General features: G+C 38.0%; 16 protein-coding genes, 1 tRNA gene and 1 pseudogene. 13 read left to right on the top strand and 5 right to left on the bottom strand.

Annotation, left to right across the window (positions count from 1 at the left end; all coding sequences use genetic code 11):
* The first annotated feature begins 19 nt into the window (after positions 1-19).
* The 3 genes and pseudogenes from M9892_09650 to trxB all read left to right on the top strand — a co-directional run bounded on the left by M9892_09650 (position 20) and on the right by trxB (position 2400).
* Complete coding sequence (locus M9892_09650) at positions 20-496, top strand: hypothetical protein (protein MCO5254613.1); 477 nt, start codon at positions 20-22, stop codon at positions 494-496.
* A gap of 14 nt (positions 497-510) precedes the next feature.
* Positions 511-1218 (top strand): annotated as a pseudogene (locus M9892_09645) (VIT family protein).
* 234 nt (positions 1219-1452) lie between these two features.
* Positions 1453-2400: a thioredoxin-disulfide reductase gene (trxB, locus tag M9892_09640; GenBank protein ID MCO5254612.1), complete on the top strand. Its 948-nt coding sequence runs from the start codon at positions 1453-1455 to the stop codon at positions 2398-2400.
* Positions 2401-2460: 60 nt separating this feature from the next.
* Here trxB and M9892_09635 read toward each other — a convergent pair.
* Positions 2461-2544 (bottom strand) — tRNA-Leu (locus M9892_09635).
* 53 nt (positions 2545-2597) lie between these two features.
* Between M9892_09635 and M9892_09630 the strand changes: the two genes are divergently transcribed.
* From M9892_09630 to M9892_09600, 7 genes are all read left to right on the top strand, one after another.
* Positions 2598-4448 (top strand): sulfatase-like hydrolase/transferase, encoded by a 1851-nt coding sequence (locus M9892_09630; protein MCO5254611.1) that lies wholly within the window; start codon positions 2598-2600, stop codon positions 4446-4448.
* Positions 4449-4490: 42 nt separating this feature from the next.
* Positions 4491-4718, top strand: coding sequence for a hypothetical protein (locus tag M9892_09625; protein ID MCO5254610.1), 228 nt, complete (start codon positions 4491-4493; stop codon positions 4716-4718).
* Positions 4719-4720: 2 nt separating this feature from the next.
* Positions 4721-5794 (top strand): histidine kinase, encoded by a 1074-nt coding sequence (locus tag M9892_09620; GenBank protein MCO5254609.1) that lies wholly within the window; start codon positions 4721-4723, stop codon positions 5792-5794.
* A 7-nt stretch (positions 5795-5801) separates the two neighbouring features.
* Positions 5802-6530, top strand: a complete 729-nt coding sequence (locus M9892_09615) for a LytTR family DNA-binding domain-containing protein (GenBank protein ID MCO5254608.1) — start codon at positions 5802-5804, stop codon at positions 6528-6530.
* The gene (mazG, locus tag M9892_09610; GenBank protein ID MCO5254607.1) at positions 6531-7307 is read left to right on the top strand and encodes a nucleoside triphosphate pyrophosphohydrolase; all 777 of its coding nucleotides are present in this window, start codon (positions 6531-6533) and stop codon (positions 7305-7307) included. It begins immediately after the preceding gene.
* Between the two features lie 261 nt (positions 7308-7568).
* Entirely contained in the window at positions 7569-9371 is a 1803-nt protein-coding gene (locus tag M9892_09605) for an ABC transporter ATP-binding protein/permease (GenBank protein MCO5254606.1), read from the top strand.
* A 190-nt stretch (positions 9372-9561) separates the two neighbouring features.
* Positions 9562-12162 (top strand): lamin tail domain-containing protein, encoded by a 2601-nt coding sequence (locus M9892_09600; protein ID MCO5254605.1) that lies wholly within the window; start codon positions 9562-9564, stop codon positions 12160-12162.
* A 49-nt stretch (positions 12163-12211) separates the two neighbouring features.
* On the opposite strand, the gene M9892_09595 is transcribed toward M9892_09600, so the two are convergent.
* A complete protein-coding gene (locus tag M9892_09595) occupies positions 12212-12718 on the bottom strand; it encodes a DinB family protein (protein ID MCO5254604.1) in 507 nt (168 codons plus the stop codon).
* Positions 12719-12736: 18 nt separating this feature from the next.
* Positions 12737-14251, bottom strand: a complete 1515-nt coding sequence (locus tag M9892_09590; protein ID MCO5254603.1) for a peptide MFS transporter — start codon at positions 14249-14251, stop codon at positions 12737-12739.
* Between the two features lie 227 nt (positions 14252-14478).
* Here M9892_09590 and rpmH point away from each other — a divergent pair, with 227 nt between their 5' ends.
* The 3 genes from rpmH (at position 14479) to yidD (ending at position 15261) form a co-directional block, all read left to right on the top strand.
* Entirely contained in the window at positions 14479-14637 is a 159-nt protein-coding gene (gene rpmH, locus M9892_09585) for a 50S ribosomal protein L34 (protein MCO5254602.1), read from the top strand.
* Positions 14638-14720: 83 nt separating this feature from the next.
* Positions 14721-15059 (top strand): ribonuclease P protein component, encoded by a 339-nt coding sequence (locus M9892_09580; GenBank protein ID MCO5254601.1) that lies wholly within the window; start codon positions 14721-14723, stop codon positions 15057-15059.
* Complete coding sequence (yidD, locus tag M9892_09575; GenBank protein MCO5254600.1) at positions 15034-15261, top strand: membrane protein insertion efficiency factor YidD; 228 nt, start codon at positions 15034-15036, stop codon at positions 15259-15261. Before M9892_09580 ends, yidD begins: the two co-directional genes overlap by 26 nt.
* Positions 15262-15365: 104 nt before the next feature.
* Here yidD and M9892_09570 read toward each other — a convergent pair whose 3' ends face one another.
* Complete coding sequence (locus M9892_09570) at positions 15366-16145, bottom strand: thioredoxin domain-containing protein (protein ID MCO5254599.1); 780 nt, start codon at positions 16143-16145, stop codon at positions 15366-15368.
* 96 nt (positions 16146-16241) lie between these two features.
* On the bottom strand, positions 16242-17612 hold the full coding sequence (locus M9892_09565; GenBank protein MCO5254598.1) for a tryptophanase: 1371 nt from the start codon (positions 17610-17612) through the stop codon (positions 16242-16244).
* Between the last annotated feature and the right edge of the window lie 161 nt (positions 17613-17773).

Here is a 17773-nt window from a genome sequence, read left to right as displayed (position 1 = left end):
TTAAAATAATATCCTTAAAATGAAAAAAACAGTTTTAGTCCTAACAACAGCCATTAGCTTTATGTTTTTCAGTTGTTCAAATAATGCTAATCAATCCTCCGAACACGAGCATGAAGTTACAGAAGAACATACAGACGACCATCATCATGACGCGGACGATAGTAGCGAAGCAATCGAACTCAACGATGGTGAAAAATGGAAAGTGAATGAAGAGATGAAACCCTTTATCATAAACGGAGAAGCATTAGTTGATAAGTTTATAACAGACAAAAGCACAGACTATAAAAAACTTGCCAAAGACCTTAAAGAACAAAATCAAAGCCTTATAAGCAGTTGTACAATGGATGGAAAGAGCCATGATGAACTACATAAATGGTTACACCCTCACTTAGAATTAGTTGATGAATTGGAAAGCGAGGATAATCAGGCAGAAGCCATCGCATTAGTGCATAAACTCCATGCTTCCTATATTCAATACCATGAATATTTTCAATAAAAAAATATTTGCCGGTGGAACAACTAAACATAGATAACTATTTAGACTCACATTATATTCAGCGCAGCAATTGGTTGCGTGCGGCAGTAATTGGAGCCAATGACGGTATTATTTCCGTTACCAGTCTTGCCATTGGGGTGGTAAGCGCAGGCGCGAGCCATGAATCTATTATGTTGGTGACCCTTGCCGGAGTAGTTGCAGGAGCATTGTCAATGGCGGCAGGTGAATATGTGTCCGTGAGTTCACAAACAGATATTGAACAATGTGACATTGCAAGGGAAAAAAAGGAATTGGAAGAAATGCCCGCGATGGAGATGCAGGCTCTGGCGCATATATATGAAAAACGCGGTTTAAAGAAAGAAACAGCCTTGCAGGTTGCCCAAGAATTGACCGAACACGATGCCCTAGCAGCCCATGTGAGGGACGAGTTAGGTATCACCTAAATCAATAAGGCAAATCCGTTTCAAGCTTCATTGGCTTCGGGCGCATCTTTTATTGCCGGAGGTGCTCTTCCCTTGTTGGTAACAATTTTTGGCACCACCACCAACCTTGAGTTTATGCTTTATGGCATCACTATCGTAGCTTTGATTGTTTTGGGCATTGTTTCTGCCAAAGCCGGTGGAGCCGGAGTAGGCAGAGCCATCTTGCGTATTGTGATTTGGGGCACGGTTGCAATGGGTTTATCCGCAGCGGTAGGATATATTTTTGGTGTGAATATGTAATCTACCCCGGTTCATTTTTAAATTAATCAAGAACAAGCTTCCACTGATTACAGTGTTTTTCTCATAAGTGCCCTGCGCAATGAATTGTATAGAAACGACTGTATTTATGGTACTTATCAGATAAGGATAACATCTCGGCAACTCACTATCAATAGGTTTATTTCAAAGACCAAAAACAACAAAATGGGCTTAATATTTAGTACCTTTGCATATTAAAAAATAGACAAAAAAAGTATGGCAGAAAAAGTAGAATGTTTGATTATCGGCTCAGGACCCGCGGGCTACACAGCCGCGATTTATGCAGCAAGAGCAGACTTAAAACCCGTTCTTTATGAAGGGCTTCAACCCGGAGGGCAATTAACAATTACTACGGAAGTGGAGAACTTCCCCGGCTTTCCTGAAGGGATAATGGGACCTGAAATGATGACTCAGTTTAAAAAACAAGCAGAAAGGCTTGGTACAGATGTTCGTTATGGTATTGTGACCAAAGTGGATTTTACAGGACCGGTACACAAAGTATGGGTTGATGAAAAAACGGAGATTCATTGTGACACCGTCATTATTTCGACCGGAGCTTCCGCCAAGTGGCTGGGCATTCCATCCGAGCAAAGACTGAACGGGAGTGGGGTGTCTGCGTGTGCGGTTTGTGACGGTTTTTTTCACAAAGGCAATGATGTAGCCATTGTTGGTGGTGGAGACACAGCGGCTGAAGAAGCCACCTATCTTGCTAAATTCTGCAATAAAGTTTATATGATAGTGCGTTCGGAGCTGAGAGCTTCCAAAGCCATGCAACACAGGGTCAATTCTATGCCCAATATAGAGGTTTTGTTGCATACAGAAACAGATGAAATATTAGGCGAACTTGCCGTTGAGGCAGTGAGAGTGAAGAACCGACAAAATGGTTCAACCCGTGAGCTACCCATCAGCGGTTTTTTTATTGCAATCGGACACACACCCAATACAGACATTTTCAAAGGTTGGATTGATATGGACGAACAGGGATATATCAAAACAATTCCCGGAACATCCAAAACCAATATACCCGGAGTATTTGCAGCGGGTGATGCACAAGACAAACATTATCGCCAAGCAGTTACTGCCGCAGGAAGTGGTTGTATGTCCGCGCTGGATGCCGAAAGGTATTTAGCCGATATCAAGAGTGGGTTAGTAGCAGAGAGATAATCCCCCCAATCACTTATTAATAAAAAAAGAGCCGTCAATACTGACGGCTCTTTTGCTTTGTGCCCGGGACAAGATTCGAACTTGCACACTCGTAAGAGCACCACCCCCTCAAAGTGGCGTGTCTACCAATTTCACCACCCGGGCTTTTGAAAGCGGGTGCAAATATAACCCGAGATTTCAAATATTTTTGCCGACAGATGAAGAGGAATTTTACTTTTTTTCTTATCCATTACTTTGTTATACTCATTGGTGCTGCCATAGCCCGTACCGCTTTTTTGCTTAGAAATATCCGCTTTGCCGATAATACCGGAGAAACATTAGCGAGTTTTTGGCATGGGCTTCCTTTGGACATTGCGCTTGCATCTTATGCTTTCGTGCCTGCTTTGATTCTTTTCAATCTCTTGAACAAGAAATACATAAAAACTGCATTGACTCTCTTTTATATCATTGTTCAATCACTGAGTTTTTTTATCAACTCCTTAGACGCAGAGCTTTTTGTGCATTGGGGCACAAGGGTTAATATGATGGCTTTGTTCTATTCACAACACCTTGGCGATGCATTTGCTTCGGTTGATTTGTCTATTTTAGGGATGTTTATACTAACACTGACGACTCAAATGGTGGTGTTCAATATATTTATTAAAAATGTATTTGTATATATCGCCAACTTATGGTCACAAGACAAGCGTTTTAATTGGTTATCAACCTTGACAATATTAGTTCTTTTGATGTTTTCTGTGGTGTTGATGCGAGGAGGAGTTGGCAAAGTGCCAATCAACCAGAGTCGCGTTGTCTATTCTTCAAATCCATTCCTTAATGCAGCTTCTATCAATGGTTTGTGGAATCTTTTTTATTATGTGTTAAACAAGTCAGACAGGGTAAAATATGAGGATTATAAGTTTGTTGATGATCGTACGTTAGAGGGTTTCTGCGAAACTCATTTTCAAACCGGACAACCCATTGAACCTGCTTTGTTTGATTCAAAGATAAAACCCAATATTATTTTGCTGATGATGGAAAGCTTGTCAGCAGAAACACTGCCCGGAATAGGTGGCACTTATGATTGGTCACCCAACATAAACCGGCTTATGGACAGTGTCTGGGTTTTTTCGAGGATGTATGCAAGCGGAAACCGAACAGACAAAGGGCTTGCGGCATTACTGAGCGGTTTTCCTGCACAACCTAGCACCTCTGTACTGCTCGAACCGGAGAAAGCAAGTGCACTCCCTTCTATCTCTTGTATGCTATCAAAACAAGGATACCACAACACTTTCATTTATGGCGGGGACATTTCATTTGCCAACATGGGATACTATCTGCAAAATATCTGTTTTGATGTAATTATTGACAAGGATAACATTTCATCCAAGACAGCCAAAGGTGCATGGGGCTATCACGATCAAGATATTTTTGCTGCACTCAAAACACAAATTCAACATCAAAGAAGTAATTTCTTCATTTCCACTTTGAGTTTAAGTGTGCACGAACCTTATGATATTCCGGTAAACAAATCTGGAAACAAAAAGATGAAAGCTGCCTATAAATACTCAGATAGTTGTGTTGCCGACTTTGTACAATGGTTTCAACAATCAGAATATTATGCAAATACAATACTAATCATTACAGGTGATCACGGACGCGATGTGGGAATTGATTACGGGCAATTTTTTGCTAAACAAAAATTTCAGATACCGGCAATTGTGCTGGGGGGGGCATTAAACCCATTTTACAAAGGGAAAAAAATGGCAAATCTTACTTCTCAGACAGCATTAATGCCATTCATTTTGCAAAACCTTCATTACTCGGTCAGCGCATTTCCATTTTATCACAATCCTGTTTCGGGACATCCCTTTGCAATCTATTTTTTTGACAATGGATTTGGACTGATTACCCCGGACGAATTTGTAGCATGGAATAATCCTACTCAGGAGTTGACCTCGTATGAACCCAAAACGCAAGCACTTGAGGAGTTCGAGAAAGAAGCAAATTTTGGAAGAACTTATCAGCAGATTTTAATGAAAAAATTTTTTGATTTAATCAGAAAATAGAATACCTTTGTCGTTGGAAAAAGAACTAAGCAGTATTGTACTATGCAAAGGTTTAGAATTAATAAAAGATTATTACCTATTCTATTAATCAGCTTGTTGATGGTTTTGAATTTTATTGCATTCAAAGTTACAAAATCATATTTTTCTAAATCCGGTTATCAAGAAGTTGAAGTACTCACAGAAAACAGCCAAAATGAACATAAGCCAATGCATATTCTTTCATGGACTTATGAATTATTCAAAAGTTTTCGTAGTATGAATAACCACTGACCTTGCATTCATTTATTTCATCTTCGATTTCTTCATTCAACACGGTAAAAGAGCAATTCTTTAAACTCAAGATTTACCGCTATTTATTTTGGGTCTTTTTTCTGTTTATTATAAATCGGCTGATTGGAGCGGATACGGGATTTGAAAAAAATCTACTTCCTGCACTCCTCTTTACTGTCATTCATATCATGGCATCCTACATAAATATTTATCTTTTTATCCCATTTCTGTTGTACAAGCGAAGATATCTATATTACCTGTTAGTATCCGGTCTTACGATTTTATTTTTCTGCTTTCCCTTAGCCATTCTTACCAATACTTTTTTCTTAGATAATAAGTTTCTGGCAGCTAATATATGGACACCTATGTTCTTCTTTATTAATTCCATGTACTTGTTGCTGACGGTTTCTATTACCTCATTTTTTCATATTTTCTCAGAATGGTATTCACAGGATAGAGAAAATAAATCTTTACAAGAACTCAATATCAGCAATGAACTCAAGCTTTTGAAAGCTCAAATTAACCCTCATTTTCTGTTTAACAGCTTGAACGGTCTATATGCATTGACCTTAAATAAGTCTGACAAGGCACCCGAAATGGTGATGAGTTTATCCAATATTCTGCGCTATCTTTTATATGAATCAAGTGAATCCAAGGTGCCATTAGAAAGAGAGGTTGAGTATTTGAATGACCTGATTAATTTGGAAAAAATCAGAATGGGAGACAGAATGTCAGTAGATTTTCAGGTTAATGGAGACATATCTGCCATAATGATTGAGCCTTTTTTGTTTATTAACTTTGTAGAAAACAGCATTAAACATGGTGTCAGTGCGCAAAATGAAAAATCATGGATTCACATCCTTTTAAAAGTAGAAAACGACCACAAAAAACTATACTTTGAGATAGAAAACTCAATGCCTGACGAAAATAAAACTCAGAAAAACGAAATACCGGGTGGTATAGGACTACAGAATATTAAAAAAAGACTAAAATTGCTCTACCCAAATAAGCATACCTTAGATATAACAGAGAATAATGGCACGTATTCTGTCATATTAAAGTTAGATTTAAAATAATATAATCATGGAAAAAGTAAAATTGATTCTTGTTGATGACGAACCATTAGCAACCGAAGTATTAAACTCACATATAAGTAAGTTTTCTCATCTGGAAATAGTAGGAAGATTCAGAAACACGCATGAAGCATTAGAATATATCGAAAATGAGCCGGTAGATGCCATTTTCTTGGATATACAAATGCCGCATGAAACCGGTTTGGAATTTATCAAGAAGATTGATAATAAGAGAATTCCTGTCATTTTTGTAACTGCCTATCCCGAACATGCCGTAGAGGCATTTGATTTAGATGCACTCGACTATCTGGTGAAACCCGTTTCTCTTGATAGATTTAAAAAATCACTGGATAGATTAGAAGAGTTTCTGAGAATCAAAAAATCCAAAGAAGAAGATAATACTAAGTTAGAAGACGGTCACATATTTGTAAAAGCTGATTTTAAATTTGTAAAACTCAATTATGAAGACATTATTTTCATTGAAGCATTTGCTGATTATGTAAAAATTCATATCCCCGATGACAAGCGTATTATTACCCTTCAAACCATGAAAAAAATGGAAGCAACCCTGCCCAAAGATAAATTTGTGAGGGTACACCGCTCATTCATTGTAGCAATCAATAAAGTTACATCCCTATCCGGAACCCATGTAACCATTGGAAACAAACATATTCCAATAGGTAAGAACTACAAAGAAGCATTCATGCAGGTAATGAATCAAAACAATTTTTTAAAGTAAATGGACCATAACAAAGCCAAAGAGGCTTTTGGAAGACTTTTAGAGATTATGGATGAACTGCGGGTAAAATGCCCGTGGGACAGGGAACAAACCATAGAATCTATTCGGCATTTATCAATTGAAGAAGTCCACGAACTGTCGGACGCCATATTGGTTAACAAGCCGGACGATATTAAAAAAGAAATAGGTGATTTGCTGTTGCACATTGTGTTCTATGGCAAAATTGCCGATGAACTCAAATGGTTTGACACCACAGACATTATAAACACACTTTGTGAAAAATTAATCAGAAGACATCCCCATATTTACGGGGAAGTTCAGGTCAATAATGCCAATGATGTCATGCATAATTGGGAGCAAATCAAACAGCAAGAGAAAGGTGCAAATGAGCCTAAATCATTCTTGTCTGGCGTACCTTCTTCTATGCCAAGTCTGATTAAAGCACTCCGAATGCAAGAAAAAGCCGCGCGAACCGGTTTTGACTGGAATAACAAAGAGGATGTATTAAAGAAAGTTTGGGAGGAATGGGATGAGTTTCAAAATGCATCCACAAGTCAAGAAAAACAAGCCGAGTTCGGTGATTTTATCTTCTCTTTGGTTAATTATGCACGATTTGAAGGGATTAACCCCGATGATGCTTTGGAAGCTACCAACAAAAAGTTCAAAAAGCGTTTTGAATATATAGAACAAAAGGCACGTTTGCAGGGTTTTAAATTAGAAGATTTGACCTTACAAGAAATGGACGTCTGGTGGAATGAAGCTAAAACTATTGAGTAGCACTTATATATCACGAGTTCTGATTCTATTTTTTCTTTGAGATTACATACCCAAAACATCCAAACTAAACCGGTTAAACAGTAATTTGACGTTTGATTTACCACCAATGACGGTGCATTGAACAAATGATGAGTTGTGGGGAGTAAAATGTTGTTGAATCTTCCGTTTTACCCTATGTATAAATATATACTATGTTCGAGAAAAAATAATTTTGCAATCTGATTAGTGCTAACTTAGCAAGCGTCATAATACTAAAACAATATGGCAAAAGATAATAAACCCTTTAGAGGACAAGACATCCCTAAGGCAAAAATCAATAAAGACTCACTCAAGCGACTGCTGAAACTCTTTAATTTTATGGGTAAACAAAAATGGCTGTTCTATTTTGGAACATTATTCTTGTTGGTGAGCGCAGGCACATCTCTTATTTTCCCAAAATTAACGGGAGACTTTGTGGATGCGAGCAGTATTTCCAAAGATCAAATCAATAAAATAGGCTACCTATTTGCCATCTTATTCATTGTGCAAGCCATCTCATCATATTTGCGTGTCTGGACTTTTGTAAAAGCTACGGAAGGAATGGTTTGGAGATTACGCAATCAACTTTACAGCAAAATTATTTCACTTCCCATGCACTTTTTTCATCAGAATAGGACTGGTGATTTGCTGAGTAGGTTTGGCAGTGATATTACACAGGTACAAGAAACCTTTGTTACATTTTTAGCTACTTTTATACGCCAGATATTAATCGGGATTGGAGGAGTGATATTGTTGTTTTTTACATCACCGGATTTAGCCTTAGTAATGTTATCCATCATTCCTCCGGTAGTCATCATTTCTCTTTTCTTTGGCAGGTATATCCGAAAAATATCAAGGACGATTCAAGACGAGACTGCGGATGCAGGGACTATCCTCGAAGAGAGTATTTCCGGAATTCAGATTGTAAAATCATTTGCCAATGAGTTATACGAAACTGTTCGATTTGGCAATAAAAGCATTCGTATTCGAGATATTTCCATTCGAAGAGGTATATACCGCGGGCTTTTCAGCTCGTTTATCATCATGTGTCTGTTTGGCGGCTTGATTTTTATTGCATGGCGCGCATTTCAGCTACAAGCGGAAGGTGTTTTGACCATTGGCGATATTTTAAAATTCATGATTTATACCATGTTTGTCGGGGCTTCAATTGGCGGAATTTCTGATCAATATGCACAGATTCAAAAGTCGGTGGGAGCAGCAGACCGCATTTTGGATATTCTTGAACAAGAATCAGAAACAGATTTGGCGACAGAAGAAAGCAGCAAACCCGTTCAGCACCTATTGAAAGGGAATCTGACAGTTAGTAATCTTGTTTTTGCCTATCCTTCAAGACCAGATTTGAATGTGTTGCAGGATATTTCTTTTGAAGCAAAAAGTGGTGAGAAAATTGCGATTGTAGGTGCAAGCGGTGCTGGAAAATCAACTATTGTTCAGTTGTTACTTGGTTTCTATACTCCTCAAAAGGGGGCTATTTTATTTGATGAAACTCAAATTACGGATATAGATTTTTATGATTTGCGAAAGCAAATAGGATTAGTGCCTCAAGACATAGGCTTGTTTGGAGGAACCATTTATAACAATATTCTCTATGGCAATACACAAGCGACTGAAAATGAAATCCATGAAGCTGCAAAACAAGCTAATGCATTAGAGTTTATTGAACGTTTCCCAGACAAGTATCAGACAGTAGTGGGTGACAGAGGAGTTCAACTCTCGGGTGGACAACGCCAAAGGATAGCCATTGCACGTGCTTTTCTTAAAAAACCTGTTTTTCTTATCCTTGATGAAGCTACCAGTTCATTAGATTCCGAATCCGAGCTTGTGGTTCAGGATGCGTTGGAAAAATTGATGGAAGGGCGTACTTCTATAATCATTGCACACCGTTTGAGTACTATTAAAAACTCAGATAAAATCATTGTGCTCGAAGCAGGTAAAATCATAGAGACAGGAAGCCCCGCAAGCCTATTGGACAATCCGGACAGCAAGTTCTATACGATGTGGAAGACACAGTTCGAATTGAGGTAAACTCATTCTTGAACAGATCCACACGCAGTCAACCTGCAAGTATTATTACCGACAACATTGGTTTATAAGAAATTATGACATCTTAATAATTTCTCTTTTGTGTTTTATTAATTCTTTTTCTGTATCATTGCGTAACTGTTATTGTACCTATTTAAATTGAAACTTATTTATAATTCAAAAAAGGGTTACTATGAAACATGCAGGGAAGATAGTATGGTTATTACTTCTGTGCTCTCAAGGGTTAACAGCTCAGATTGATGATAAATTTGATTATGACAGTCTCAACCAAAACCCAGCATGGACAGGAAATACAAATGATTTTATTATTGTAAATCATAGTCTTCGTTCCAATCTGGAACAAACCAACAGCAATTTTTATATCAGTCGCCCTACTTTTTTCAGTGACTCCACCGAATGGCTTATTACAATGGAATTGCAACTGAATACTTCATCTGCCAACTATGTGGACTGGTTTCTGATGGCGGATTCCGTTGATTTACTCAATACACAAAATGCATATTATGTAAGGATAGGTAACACGGCAGATGAAGTGAGTCTTTACAAAAAAATAAAGGGACAAACGCCTCAAATACTGATTAATGGAACAGATGGGATTTTGAATAGAAGTAATAATCCTTTGACAATTAGGGTATTGCGATATCCAAATGGAAAATGGTCAATGGATATTAATACACAAGGCTTGCTCGAACCCCTTATACACGAAGGGGACACAATAGACACGGAGTTAGAAAATCTTCCTTTTACGGGTTTGCTCATCCGTCAATCTACTGCTTCATTTTTTCAGAAACATTTCTTTCATCTGTATTACATGGGCAAGGAAATCAGAGACAGTATTCCGCCAAAACTCATTGCAGGGCAATGGATAGGAGATGACAGCATACACTTGATTTTTGATGAAAAAATAGATTCTGCTTCGGTTTTTGATTTGTTAAACTATAATTTCTCACCTTCTCTATCAATAGCTTCTATTGACTTTTCAGACACCAAAACTGAAATAGGATTGCGCTTCGTTTCTCCTCTCGTTTCGCTCACACACTATATCTTAAATCTTAGCGGTATCAAGGATTTGGAAGGCAACAAAATGTTGGACACAAGCCTGTCATATTTCTTTTTGCGCCCCGAACCCGCACAACCCTTCGATTTGGTTATAAATGAAATCATGGCAACCCCAACTCCATCTGCGGGATTGCCTGAATATATGTATGTTGAAGTCTATAACCGTTCAGACAAAGTCATTGAGTTAAATGGGTTTTCCCTGTCAGATAAGAGTATTACCGCTCAACTTAAATCTTTTCTCTTGCTTCCGGACAGTTTTATAGTGCTTTGTCCCAACAATGCCGTACCTGCTCTGTCTGCCTTCGGAACATGCATGGGAGTGAGTAATTTTCCTACATTCAACAAGACATCAGACGATGTGTATCTGCGAAGTGCTGATGGAACCTTGATACATGCAGTATTTTATTCGGACACATGGTACAAGGATGCTGTTAAAAAGAATGGTGGCTTCAGCCTCGAAATGATAGATATGGAGAACCCTTGCACGGGATACGAAAATTGGTCTGCAAGCAAGCATCCCAATGGAGGAACTCCTATGACTCATAATTCAGTAAAATCTAATAATGCAGACCAAGCTCCTCCTATATTACTCAACGCATACGCATTGGCACCCGACCTGATAGAACTACGTTTTAATGAATATATAGACTCCTTATCCGGTTTGGATTTGGACAACTATCACTTTGCAGAAGCTGAATTAAATCAATCCATTCCGCTTACAATCTCACTAAACAAAATACAACTCCGCCTGCCCAAGCCAATGGAATTGAACAAAGTCTATACACTGACCGTAAAAGGTTTGACCGATTGTTCAGGAAATTCCATGAATGAAACTACCATTATCATTGGTTTGCCGGACAAACCCGAACGAGGCGATTTGCTCATCAACGAAATTCTATTTAATCCCCCTACAGGATTGACAGAATTTGTTGAAATATATAACTACAGCAAAAAAATCCTTGATTTGAAAGATATCCGAATCGGCAACTTAAAAGATGATGGTTCGTTGCGTGACTTTGTAAATCCTGCTGCATCAGGATATTTGATTTTCCCCGGAGAATATCTTGCCTTTTCAACTTCGGGTGCAGGGTTGTGTAGATATTATGATTGCAAGAATCCTAAGGGAATTTTTCAAATAAATTTACTTCCCTCATATCCCCAAAAAAGCGGTGGCGTTGTGCTTACTGACTATGCAGGTGTAGTCATTGACAGTTTCTTATATAACGAAAAAATGCATTTTCAACTCATCACAGACCGCAAAGGAGTGAGCCTTGAACGCATAGAATTTGCAAGACCTACCACAGACCAAGGGAATTGGGCTTCTGCCACCGGAAGCGCTGGGTATGCAACACCCGGATACAAAAACTCACAAGCCTATACTCCCACAGTACAAAACCAGTTAGTCTGGTTAGATTCTGATGTTTTTTCTCCTGATGGGGACGGGATTGACGACAAACTCAATATCAGGTTTGACCTAAAAAATAACAACTTTGTTGCAAACGTTTATATATACAGCTCATCAGGTGTATTTGTTGCACAGCCAATAGCTAACCTCACCCTCAACAGCACAGGTGTTGTAAGTTGGGATGGTTTTTATAAAAACTCCAGCGAGCATCTTCCCTTCGGTATTTATATTGTGATTTTTGAAGCTTTTAATGACAAAGGTGAAGTTGTGAAGAAGAAATTTGCATGTACGCTGGTGGGGAAATACTGACAATGAAATACTTGGTTTGTCAACATAACCAATATGTTTGCATGAGGTATTACAAATACCTTTCTTTCAGAAAATTCACATGGTGTTGCCAATGCCCAAGTAAAAAATAAAACAATGCTCTGGCACTCACACTCTTGTTGGAAGCGGTTCCAATATGCAGCAAATCTCCGGGTTTGAGGGTTTTGTAGAAACTTATGACACTTTTTCTGAGCCAAACAAACTCATCCAGTAAATCACTCATATCTCTATCATTAAAATCTGTAGCCGCCACATACGCATCTTCATCAAAACCGGGTAATGGAGTTGTGTCCTTGCGTGCAATTCTAAAAGCTCTGTGAAACATAATCCTCTCAGTATCAGTAATGTGTCCAATCACTTCTTTTACTGTCCACTTGCCGGGTGCATAACTAAACAGTTCTTTTTCCTTGGAGATAGAATTTATAAATTTTGAATATGATTCAAGTTGAGTATTCAATTCTTGTAATATGTCTTTGTCCACCAATTTCAAATACATCTCAAAATAGGCAGGACATTCATTTATAGGTAGTGTAACCATGATATTTAAATGATAATTTTATTTAACGTCACCCATGAGTTTTCTAACCAAAGGAGAGATTAGTATAATCAAGGCTCCTGCAATCAGCGCATAGATAGCAAATTGCTGATACCCGGTAGAATAAATTGCTAATTTTTCAGCAGATGTGGCGGTTTCGCTGGGAGAAATAGATGCCCCAAATAACCCTGCTACATATTGTCCATAAGCACTTGCCAAAAACCACATTCCCATCATAAATCCTTGCAGTTTTGGTGTTGCCAACTTGGTCATCAAGGACAAGCCTATGGGCGACAATGCCAATTCACCGAAAGTAACAACAAAATAACCGAGTGTAAAGATGTTCAAAGAAGCTAAACCGGGAACAGAACTAAAGAACTGTCCAGTAAAGAAAGTATAAAATCCCAATCCCAACAACAAGAATCCGATTCCGAATTTGACAACTCCGTTGGGTTCCATTTTCCTTTTTCCCAACAGTAGCCATAATATTCCAACTAATGGTGCGAATATTATCACAAACAGCGAGTTGGCAGAGTTGTTCACTATATTAGGATCTACTCCATTAATACCCAAAAGACTTTTGTTGAGATGTTCTGCAGCATATAAACTCAAAGAACCTCCCGCTTGTTCAAAAATTGCCCAAAAAACCACCGAGAACACAATTACAATCAAAGCTGCAATGAGTTTGTTTCTTTCTTCAATGCTAACCTTGGTCATTTCATAAACCAAATACAAAATACTAAAGGGACCAATGAAATACATGAAATAATCAGTATATAATGTATTCGAAACCATTATTTCAATCAATGGAACTGCAAAAATGGCACCCACATACACTGCGTACATATACCATTTTTTGTTTTTAAATCGGTCATAGTCAATAGGAGGAAGTCCGATAGGACCCAGTGTCCTTTGAGTGAAAACAAAAATGAGCAAGCTTATTGTCATTACCAATGCCACCAATCCAAATGCCACGTTCCATCTCAAGCTCTCAGGAATTAACTCTACCAAAATCTTTCCTTTTCCAACACCAATCATCAGCATGCCACCAAAAAAAGCACCTATGTTGATACCAGAATAGAACATAGAAAAACCGGCATCTCTTCTGTTATCTCCGGAGCGATAAAGTTGACCAACCATAGAAGAAATATTAGGTTTGAAAAACCCGGTTCCTATAATCAAAAATGCAATTCCTATAAAAAAGAATGAGTGCGGGTCAATCATTAGAATAACGCTCCCTGTAATCATCAATAATCCACCCCAGAACAAAGATTTTCTAAATCCTAAAATCTTATCAGCAAACATTCCTCCAATAAAAGTAAAAGCATAAACCCACGCTTGCGTAGCACCATATTGAAGATTGGCAAGATCTTTCTCCATTCCGAGTTGGTACACCATGAAAAAAGTGAGCATTCCTCGCATTCCATAGAAGCAGAAACGCTCCCACATTTCTGAGAAAAATAAAGACCATAGTTGCTTAGGGTATTTACCCTCAAAATCGTGGATTTCGTCTATTGTAAGTTCTTTGTGACTCATATAAATTGTTTAGATACTTGAAAATCAGCCTTGTAGTGATTTTTTTCGCATTGCTAAATAACATCTTAATTTTGAGAAATCAGGATTTTTTTAAGTTATTTTGAGATAAATACCCAGTCTAAGGACAAGCTCAAACTATCTTGTTACAACAAGAATGAATATTTGAGAAAAAAGTTTTTTATACAAAATAAAAGTTTACTTTTGCAGTCCTTTTTTGAATCATAGTCATGAAAAGAACATTTCAACCCTCCAATAGAAAAAGAAGAAACAAGCACGGTTTCAGAGAAAGAATGGCAACAGCTAACGGCAGAAAAGTGCTTGCCGCCCGCAGAAAAAGAGGCAGAAAGAGACTTACAGTTTCTTGCGAAGCCAGACACAAAAGATAATTAACGGCTCTTTATGAGAATGGGTCGTGGATTTTTCTTTTTCCAAAAACGAGAAGCTTTGCAGTAAAAAAAATATTCAAACAGTGTTTGAAAAGGGTGAGAAGTTTACTTCTTACCCTTTCTTTTTTGTATATATATTAAATGCTCATATTGAGCCAACCCCTCCCGTCAAAGTGCTGATATCCGTTTCCAAAAAGAAATTTAACCGAGCCGTTGACCGCAATCGAATCAAACGTTTGTGCAGAGAAACATACCGACTCAACAAACATATTCTATTTGACGGCATCAAAGGAACCGAACAAGAAGTACATCTAACTATTCACTTCATTGCAACTGAAGAAAAACCTTTTGCTTTTATCCATGAACAAATGAAGAAAGCGCTCACACAATTGGTAAATGAAATTAAAAAACATCTTAGCTAAACCTTTTATCGGGTTGGTAAGGTTGTATCAACTCCTGCTTTCTCCGCTATTACCCAACGCTTGTCGGTTTGACCCAACCTGCTCTGAGTATAGCATACAGGCTTTCAAAAAACACGGGGTTTTCAAAGGATTCATTCTTTCCATCAAACGAATTTCACGTTGTCATCCATGGGGAGGACATGGGCATGACCCGGTGCCATAATCACACTTTTTATTGCAAAAAAAAAGATTGTTCATGGAACAATCTTTTTCAATATTACCATCAGAGATAAATCTGAAAGTTAATTAATTCTAAGCAGTTGTAGCTTAAAGATATTTATTTATCTCTTTAGTCAAATCTTCTTTGGAGATTATACCATTATGTTTCCACACTTCTTTTCCGTTTTTGAAGATAATAAATACAGGAACACCACTGATATTATTGGCTTTGCCTACTTCTTTGCTTTGGTCCACATCAATCCTTTTTACAATCGCTTTTGTGCCAAATTCATCCTCGATTTGGTCAACAACTGGAGCCATTTTGATACATGGTGCACACCAAACTGTGTGAAAATCAATCAACACCGGCTTATCTGTTTTAATTAATTCATTAAAATCATTCAAAGTCATAGCTTTGATATTGGGGTCAGGTTTGGAAGTAGGTGCCGTTACGGGATAGCCCATATTTTGCCAAGCGCCTATGCCTCCCTGCAGATTATATACCCTGTCAAAACCATTTTGACTCAGCATTTGTGCTGCTTGTGAACTTCTTGTACCGGAACGGCAATAGACATAAATAATCTTGTCCTTTTGCATCAGGTTAATTTTTTGGGCAAAGTCAGGATCATACAAGTTAATAGTACTTGCATTGGGGATTTGCCCTTCTGCAACCTCTTGTGGCGTGCGCACATCCAAAATGATTCCGTCACCTTTTTCAATGAGATTTTTAAAAGTGGCGGCATCAATGTTCTTGACAAATTTTTCTGTTGGAACTTGAACAGTTTCAACAGGTGCACTGGTTGGGGCTGTTGGTTGAGCGGTGTTTTGGCTGCTCCCACAACCGTAGAATACAAGAGCAGCAACGAAAGTTAAATTAAGGTATTTCATTTGATAAATATATTTGAGTAGCGTAAGTGATCTCATTCGCAAGTTTTGTGTCGGCTCAAAATTGATTTTTGATCAATATATTGCTTGTATTCAGCCTTATAAAGCCTCCATGTGAGCCGTGAAGTGCCTTAGCAAAGGTGATTCATAAGTGATTTTATAGCCTTTGTATTGTTCTCGTTTTTTATAAACATCAATAATCACATCACACATATAGTCCATGTGACTTTGAGTATATACCCTTCTTGGAATAGCTAATCTAACCAATTCCAATGTTGCCGGCACATAATCTCCGTTTTCATCATATTTTCCGAACATTAAAGAACCAATTTCTACTCCTCTAATGCCACCCTCAATATAAAGTGCATTTGTCAGTGCAATTCCCGGTAGTTCGTGTGGAGGGATATGCGACATAAATGCTTTTGCATCTAAATAGACAGCATGACCACCTGTTGGTTTCAAAATCGGCACACCGGCAGCAGTGAGTTTTTCGCCAATATATTTCATGGTACCTATTCTGTATTCAAGATAATCTTCTTCTAAAACCTCTGTCAAACCTTGTGCAATGGCTTCTAAATCTCTGCCGGCAAGCCCTCCATAAGTTGGAAATCCTTCCATGATAATAAGCAGATTTTTTGCCTCCATTGCCATCTTATCATCATTCATGCAGAGAAAACCACCAATATTAACCAATGCATCTTTCTTTGCACTCATAGTACATCCGTCTGCATAAGAAAAGGTTTCACGGCAGATTTCAAGTATTGATTTGTTCTCATATCCTTTTTCACGTGTTTTGATAAAGTAAGCATTTTCTGCAAAACGGCAGGCATCAATGAAAAATGGAATTCCATATTTTTTGCAAACAGCAGAAGTCTCTTTAATATTCTGCATAGAAACAGGTTGTCCTCCACCGGAATTGTTGGTGATGGTGAGTACACACATGGGAATATTTTGAGCTCCGGTTTCTTGAATATATTTTTCGAGAGCCGGTATGTTCATATTGCCTTTAAAATCTGCAATCAGAGCAGGCTGTTTGCCTTCATCAGTTAAAAAGTCAACGGCTTCTGCCCCCGAAAATTCTATATTTCCGCGGGTGGTATCAAAAAATGAATTGCTTACAAATGTTTTACCTTTTCCACCAAAAAGAGAGCCTATGATTTTCTCCGCTGCCCTGCCTTGGTGTGTAGGAATCACATGTTTGAAACCCATGATATTTTGCACAGCTTCTTCAAAATGATAATAACTTTCTGCTCCCGCATAAGACTCATCTCCTATCATCATTGCCCCCCACTGCTGTGAACTCATGGCAGAAGTGCCACTATCCGTCAAAAGGTCAATCAATACATTTTTGGCTTTAATCAAAAACACATTGTTATGTGCTTCTTTAAGGTATTTGACTCTGTTTTCTTTGGTTGTAAACTTAATGGGTTCAACAGATTTGATTCTGAAAGGTTCAAATATTCTGGTCATATCAATAAAAGGTTGGTCTAAGTGGTTATTTTCTAAAATGAGGTGCAAAGTTAGGAATTCAAAAGCTATATTTCAGACATTACTTGTGTTAAAATACCGAGAGGGTTTGAACCTTTATTTTTTCATACCTAAAGTATGAGATAGCAAGCAAAATTTAATAC

The organism is Bacteroidota bacterium (assembly GCA_023957335.1).
Classification (GTDB): Bacteria; Bacteroidota; Bacteroidia; order NS11-12g; family UBA955; genus JALOAG01.
Note: the sequence above shows the minus strand (reverse complement) of the source record. Positions and strands in the feature narration are given on the sequence as shown.